Genomic DNA, 6,630 nt, shown 5'->3' with positions numbered 1-6,630 from the left:
GTACGGACCATGGCGCCATGGTCCGTACCGGCCGCGAGCCTCGGGGTGGGTTTACTTACCGCCCTTGGCCTTCTCCCAGTTGCCGAGCTTGCCGCCGTTGTCGATCAGCGGTCCGGCCTGTTCGAAGTGCCCGGTCGCGCTCGCCGTCGCGCCGGTGTAGGTGTACATGCCGCCCGCCTCGAACGTGTAGGCGTCCTCGATACCGCTGACCTTGCCCTCGACGCCGTCGATCATCAGGGGGTAGGTCGAGGTGAAGGAGTGGGCCGCGATGTTGATGTTGGCGCGGGTCAGCCCGCCCTTCATCACCGACGCGTCCTGCAGCGCCTGCACGATGTACCACGCCCAGAACCAGCCGTTCGCGATCTGTGCGTTCTTCGCGTCCAGCCCGGCCGCGGTCACCGTGTCGGTGTACAGCTGCGCGAACTCCTTGTTGGTGTTGTCCGGGTCGGTCGGCGCGTAGTAGTACCGGACGACGTTGGTGCCGTTGCCGGTCAGGCCAAGCTTGCCCAGCGGCGCGTAGGTCGTCTGGATCTGTGCGCACGGCTGTGCCGCGACCACCACGGGATCCCACGAGCTCTTCTCGATCGCGCCGATCGTCTGGGTGCAGAACGTGCCTGCCTCCGCGACCACCACCACGTCCGCCTTCGACGCCGCCGCGCTCGTGACCTCGTTGTCCACGTTCGGCGCGGTCACGTCGTTGGTCTGCTCGTCGACGATCTCGATGCCGTCGGTCTGCTCCACGGCCCGCTTGAACCCGTTGATGTAGGCCTGTCCGAGCGCGTTGCCGATCGAGATCGTCGCGACCTTCGCGCCCTTGGGGAACTTCTCCTTGATCCAGGAGGCCCAGATGCCGCTCTCGTTGTAGTAGTCGAGACCGAACCCGGTTGTCCACGGGTGGTTGACCGGGTCGCCGAACTCGTTGTCCGAGGCGGCGACCATGAAGTGGCCGACACAGTTCTTGTCCGTGTAGTCCATCAGGTTGAGGTTGTTCGGCGAACCCAGGACCGCGAAGCTCGACGCGTAGTCGCCGGACTGCACGGCCTCCTCGACGTTCTTGCGCGTCAGGTCCGGCTGGTACTGGTCGTCCTTGACGTCGATGCTGACCTTGCGGCCCTGCACACCGCCGTTCTTGTTCACGTAGTCGAAGTAGGTCTTGATGCCATCGCTGATGGCGCCGTACGCGGCGAGCGCACCGGAGTGCGGCATGCTGGTGAACAGCCGGATCTCGTCGTCGGTGATGCCCCCGTTGTTGTCCCAGCTCGACGGGCAGTCGCTCACGTCGAGCTTGAAGTCACCGGGTCCGGTGTAGACGCAGCCCTCGGACTGGCCCCAGTTCTTCGCGTCCGGGTTGGGGGCCGGGATGCTGCCGTCCGAGGGCGGTGTGCCCGCGTCCTTGGGCTTCGAGGTCGACGGGCCGCACTTCTGCGCCTCGGCGGCGTCCTTGGCTTCCTCGTGCGAGCACGCCACCAGTGAGGCCGTGACGGCGGTGGCCGCCAGGATCGCCAGGCACCGTTGCCAGATGGATCGGGTCATTTTCAGCTCTCTCTCACAGCCGGTTGGTCGGTCCGGGAAGGCGCGGCGAACCGGTACCTCTCCCAGTCGCGTGGGGGCCGGGGGACGATCTCGACGATCCGGCGGCGAAGCCGCCCGAGTCCGTCGATCACCCCGCCGGGCAACAGGAACACGAAGGCGATGAGCAGGGCGCCGGACATGATGCCGACGATCTGACCGCCATCGGGTCGGCCGCTGAGCAGGTCGAGTGACTCGGCCCAGTCAGCTATGTAGGTGCGCAGGACCACGAACACGATGGCTCCCGGTACCGCACCCCAGATTGATGCGCTGCCCCCGGCGATCAGCGCGACGAGCAGGAAGATGGACAGGTACAGGTCGAACCGCGCGTCGGACACCGCGGGGACCTGGATCACGAGCAGGGAGCCTGCGACGCCCGCGAAGGCGGCGCTTACGGCGAAGGCGAAGATCTTCACCGGTGCGACCTTGATGCCGGCCGCGGCAGCGGACAGTGGCGCGTCCCGCACCGCGTGCATCGCGCGGCCCACCCGGCTGCGCACGATGTTCCCTGCGATCAGGAACATCAGCGCGGCGACGGCGAGGATCGCGTAGTAGTGGTCGGTCGGCGGGCCTGTCGGGGTGTAGGGATTGACGAAGAACCAGTCCGGCGCCGTCATCTCCTCGGTGGCGAACTTGCCGTTGGGACCTCCTGTGAAACTGGGGAACTTGTTGACGAGCACCGGGAACAGCGCCGCGACGGCAAGGGTGACCGTCGCGAGGTAGAGCCCGCGGATGCGCAGCGCCGGGATGCCGACGAGTGCGCCTGCCAGGAGGCACAGCACGATGCTGACCGGGATCGTGGCGAGATAGGGCCAGCCGTGGTCGGCGACCAGGATGATCGTGGTGTACCCGCCGATGCCGACGAACGCGCTGTGCCCGAGCGAGATCTGTCCACAGTGGCCGGTGAGCAGCCCGAGCCCGAGGATCGCGACGCTGTAGCACACGATCTGCGTCAGCGTCTCGATCTGGGCGACGGACGGGATCAGCAGTGGCAGCACGACCAGGAACACTGCGGCGAGTACGCCCGCGCCCCAGCGCAGGTTGCGGTGGGTGCCGCTGCCTTCTTCGATGGTGAACCTGGCCATCAGACACGATCCTGGGTGCGGCGGCCGAGCAGGCCGGAGGGTTTGAACTGGAGCACCGCGATGATCACGAAGAACGCGCAGCCGAGGCCGAACTGGCCGCCCAGCGCTGGGATGTAGCCGGTGAGCAACGCGATCGACAGGCCGACGACGACCCCGCCGACGAGCGCGCCAGCGATGCTGTCGAGCCCGCCGAGGGTGGCCGCCGCGAAGGCGTAGACCAGGATCTTGTCCATGAACGTCGGGTCGAGGTAGGTGGTCGGCGCGGCGAGGCAGCCCGCCAGCGTGCCGACCGCGGCCGCGATCGCCCAGCTGCCCTGCACCGTCCGTCCGATGTGGATGCCGAGCAGCCGCGATGACTCCACGTTCGTTGCCACGCACCGGAAGGCGAGACCGAGCCGGGCGCGGGAGAGCACCAGGTGCAGCACCACGACGACCAGTCCGACGAGCAGCGCGGTGCCGAGGTTCGTGTAGTAGAGGCGGGCGCCCGCGATCGTGATGTAGTCGTCCGCGTCGTGTGGGAACAGCGTGGGGAAGCCACGCGGGTCGAAGCCCCATAGCAACGCGGCGAGCGCGTTGAACGCGAGGTACAGCGCGAGCGTGACGATGGTGATCGCCAGGTGGTTGCTCGGGTCGAACGGCCGGATCAGCGTTCGCTCGATGCCAGCAGCGGCGGCTGCGGAGATCACCATGCCGACGACGATCGCGATGATCAGCGGGAGACCCCACTTGTCGGCCGCGGTGAACGCGAGGAACGTGCCGACCATCGCCATCGCGCCCTGCGCGAAGTTGATGACGCCGGTCGCCTTGAACACCAGCACCAGTGCCAGCGCCACCATGCCATACAGCACGCCGTTGGTCGCGCCGTCGATGACGCGCTGAAGGTACAGGGTGAGTCCGCCGTCGATGATCGCGTACACGGAGAACGCGGCCAGCAGCGCGGCGACCACGCCGAGACTCTTGGTGGCGGAGCGGCGGCGGCGCGCGGCGAGCACGTCACCGCCTCGTGCTGGGCGGCCGGTCGGGGTCTCCGGCCGGCCTGTGGTCGTGATCGCCACGGGGCACCCTCCTTTGGGTTGACGTGGGGGCGGGGGTCAGTAACCGAGGTACGCGCGGCGGACGGTCTCGTCGTCGCGCAGCTGTTCCGCGGGTCCGGTGACGGCCACCGTGCCCGCCTCCAGGACGTAGCCGCGTTGGGCCATGTCTAGTGCCAGCGCCGCGTTCTGCTCGACGACGACCATGGCGACTTCCCGTTCCGCGCACACGCGGGCGAGCACGTCGAACAGCTGTCGCACGACGATCGGCGCGAGCCCGAGGGACGGCTCGTCGAGCAGCAGCAGCGTGGGGCGGCTCATCAGCGCGCGGGCGATCGCGAGCATCTGCTGCTCGCCGCCGGACAGGCTGCCGCCCGAGGTCGACCGCCGCTGCGCCAGCCGGGGGAAGACCTCGTACCAGTACGCGACGTCCGCCTCGACCTCCTTGTCGCGACGGATGTAGCCGCCCGCGCGGATGTTGTCGTCGACGGACAGGTCGACGAGCGTGCCCCGGCCCTGCGGGACCATCGACACCCCTCGCCGGACGACGTCGTAGGTGGACTTCCCGCCGATCCGCTTGCCCTCGAACGAGATCTCGCCCTCGGTGCGCACCAGCTGGCAGATCGACCGCAGCAGCGTGGTCTTCCCCGCGCCGTTCGCGCCGAGGACGACGACCACCTCGCCGGCCTCCACGGTGAGGTCGATGCCGTGCAGGCACTCGACCTCGCCATAGAAGGCGTGCACGTCACGGAGTTCCAGAAGGGTACTCATACTGGCGTCCCCAGGTAGGCCTCGATCAACTCGGGCGAGTCCCGCAGCTCGGCTGGGGTGCCCGCGACGAGGTTGCGGCCGAAGTCGAGCGCGACCACGTAGTCGGAGATGCCCATGACGAACTGCATGTGGTGCTCCACGAGCAGCAGCGTCATGTCGTGCTCGTCGCGCAGGCGCAGCAGCAGCTCACCAAGCTCGCGGACGTCGCCGTGCGCGAGCCCGCTCGCGGGTTCGTCGAGCAGCAGGAGCTCGGGGTCGGCGATGAGCGCGCGGGCCAGCTCGATGCGCTTCATGGTGCCGAAGGGCAGGCCCTTGCACTCGCGGTAGGCGACGTCGGCGATGCCGAAGTACTCCAGCATCGCGTAGGCGCGGGCCCGTAGCTCGCCGTCCTCCTTGCGGGCGGACCAGCCGAGAGTCGAGGTCACGAAGCCGACTCGCCCCCTCGCGTGCCCACCGACCATGACGTTCTCCAGCACGGTCATCCCCGGCCACAGCGCGAGGTTCTGGAACGTGCGGGCGATGCCAAGCCCGCTGAGCGCGGACGCGTCGAGGCGGAGCAGATCCTTGCCGTTGAAGTGGATGCGGCCCGCCGAGGGCCGCACGAGACGGCTGATCGCGTTGAACGCGGTCGTCTTGCCCGCGCCGTTCGGCCCGATGAGCGCCGCGACCTGTCCTTTGCGGACACTGAACGAGACCCCGTCGAGCGCGGCGACGCCACCGAACCGGACGGTGACGCCTTCCAGGGCAAGAAGATCATTCGATTGCTGCTGGATCGCTTCGCTCATACGACACCGTCCGCGTGGAGTGCCGCCAGCTGTTCGCCGTCGACACCCGCGAGCGTGGTGAGCACGGCGTCGGTGTCGGCGCCCAGCTCGGGTCCGGTGTGGGTGATCTCGCCGGGGGTGCGGGAGAACTTGGGCACGACACCGTTCATGGGGAGCTCCGTGCCGGTGGCGCTCTGCCGCCACAGGATCATGTCGCGATCGGCGAAGTGCGTGTCGGTGAGGATCGTGGCGGCCGTGTTGATCATCCCGACCGGCACGCCATGCTGTTGCAGGAGATCGATCAACCCGGCGCTGTCGAACATGGACGTCCATGCACCGATCAGCTCGTCCAGCTCGGACATCGCCGCGCCGCGCGCCTGGTGGGTGGCGTAGCGCGGGTCGGTCGCCAGCTCCGGCTTGCCCATCGCCTCGGTCAGCCTGCCGAACACCGAGTCGGCGTTGGCGGCGATGACCACCTCGGCGTCGTCGGCCGTCGGGTACACATTGGACGGTGCGACGCCGGGGAGGACGCTGCCGCTGCGGGTGCGCATGACGCCACCGACGTGGTAGTCGGCGAGCATGGACTCCATCAGCGCGAAGACCGCCTCGTAGATGGCGACGTCGACCTCCTGGCCCGCGCCGCTCGCGTCGCGCTCCCGCAGTGCGGAGAGCGTGCCGATGACGGCGAACAACGCGGCGAGCGAGTCGCCGAGGCTGATGCCAGCCCGTGCGGGCGTGTCGTCCGGGGAGCCGGTTGTATACCGGATTCCCCCGACCGCCTCGGCCACGCTGCCGAAGCCGGCGTGGCCCGCATTCGGGCCTGTCTGGCCGAATCCGGAGACGTGCACGACCACGACGCCGGGGTTGACCGCGCGCAGGCTCTCGTAGTCGAGACCCCACCGCGCCATCGTGCCCGGCCGGAAGTTCTCCAGCACCACGTCGCAGTTGGCGACGAGGTCGCGGACCAGCCGCTGCCCGCGTTCGCCCCGAAGGTCGACGGTCACCGACTTCTTGTTCCGCGCGATCGCCGGCCACCACAGTGACTCGCCGTCCTTGGTGATCCCCCAGTGCCGCATGGGATCGCCGGTGCGCGGCGGTTCGATCTTGATTACCTCCGCGCCGTAGTCGGCCAGTAACTGGCCTGCGAACGGGCCTGCGATGAAGCTGCCCAGTTCGAGAACTCTGACTCCACTAAGGGGACCCAACTCCGCGCCACCCTCCTGAATCGACAGTGGACACATATTGCACACAATCCGGAGATTCAGACAAGGGTTTGTCAGCACTCTTGTTGACGCAGTTCGCGGATTGTATGCTGACCGGCACCTGCGATGGCGTGCGCCCGTTGCCGGGCACTCCGTGTCACCGGCCGCGTACCCTCTACGACCGGTTGGCAGAATGGGGTGCGACAGG

Annotated in this window: 6 protein-coding genes; all 6 read right to left on the bottom strand. The window is 68.3% G+C overall.

From position 1 onward, the window contains the following. Nucleotides 1-51: 51 nt before the first annotated feature. Genes WBA97_RS18455 through WBA97_RS18430 form a run of 6 tightly spaced genes read right to left on the bottom strand, consistent with a single transcriptional unit; the run spans nt 52 to nt 6,425 of the window. Complete coding sequence (locus WBA97_RS18455; protein ID WP_424232086.1) at nt 52-1,533, bottom strand: ABC transporter substrate-binding protein; 1,482 nt, start codon at nt 1,531-1,533, stop codon at nt 52-54. 2 nt (nt 1,534-1,535) lie between these two features. Further along, nucleotides 1,536-2,654, bottom strand: a complete 1,119-nt coding sequence (locus WBA97_RS18450) for a branched-chain amino acid ABC transporter permease (protein ID WP_424232085.1) — start codon at nt 2,652-2,654, stop codon at nt 1,536-1,538. Continuing rightward, nucleotides 2,654-3,709 carry a branched-chain amino acid ABC transporter permease gene (locus WBA97_RS18445; protein WP_424232084.1) on the bottom strand — a complete coding sequence of 352 codons (1,056 nt, stop codon included), beginning with the start codon at nt 3,707-3,709 and terminating at the stop codon, nt 2,654-2,656. The genes WBA97_RS18450 and WBA97_RS18445 overlap by 1 nt, the downstream gene beginning before the upstream one ends. A gap of 36 nt (nt 3,710-3,745) precedes the next feature. Further along, nucleotides 3,746-4,456 carry an ABC transporter ATP-binding protein gene (locus WBA97_RS18440; protein ID WP_424232083.1) on the bottom strand — a complete coding sequence of 237 codons (711 nt, stop codon included), beginning with the start codon at nt 4,454-4,456 and terminating at the stop codon, nt 3,746-3,748. Then, on the bottom strand, nt 4,453-5,241 hold the full coding sequence (locus WBA97_RS18435; RefSeq protein WP_424232082.1) for an ABC transporter ATP-binding protein: 789 nt from the start codon (nt 5,239-5,241) through the stop codon (nt 4,453-4,455). Before WBA97_RS18435 ends, WBA97_RS18440 begins: the two co-directional genes overlap by 4 nt. Beyond that, on the bottom strand, nt 5,238-6,425 hold the full coding sequence (locus tag WBA97_RS18430) for a CaiB/BaiF CoA transferase family protein (protein WP_424232081.1): 1,188 nt from the start codon (nt 6,423-6,425) through the stop codon (nt 5,238-5,240). Before WBA97_RS18430 ends, WBA97_RS18435 begins: the two co-directional genes overlap by 4 nt. Between the last annotated feature and the right edge of the window lie 205 nt (nt 6,426-6,630).

The sequence above is a fragment of the Actinophytocola sp. genome (assembly GCF_049647105.1).
Lineage (GTDB): Bacteria > Actinomycetota > Actinomycetes > Mycobacteriales > Pseudonocardiaceae > Actinophytocola.
The sequence above is the reverse complement of the archived record's forward strand: the minus strand, read 5'-3'. Positions and strand labels throughout refer to the sequence as shown.

Coding starts and splice junctions, on each gene's coding strand:
- WBA97_RS18450 (WP_424232085.1), bottom strand. CDS start 2,654: ATGGCCAGGTTCACCATCGAAGAAGGCAGCGGCACCCACCGCAACCTG.
- WBA97_RS18455 (WP_424232086.1), bottom strand. CDS start 1,533: ATGACCCGATCCATCTGGCAACGGTGCCTGGCGATCCTGGCGGCCACC.
- WBA97_RS18435 (WP_424232082.1), bottom strand. CDS start 5,241: ATGAGCGAAGCGATCCAGCAGCAATCGAATGATCTTCTTGCCCTGGAA.
- WBA97_RS18440 (WP_424232083.1), bottom strand. CDS start 4,456: ATGAGTACCCTTCTGGAACTCCGTGACGTGCACGCCTTCTATGGCGAG.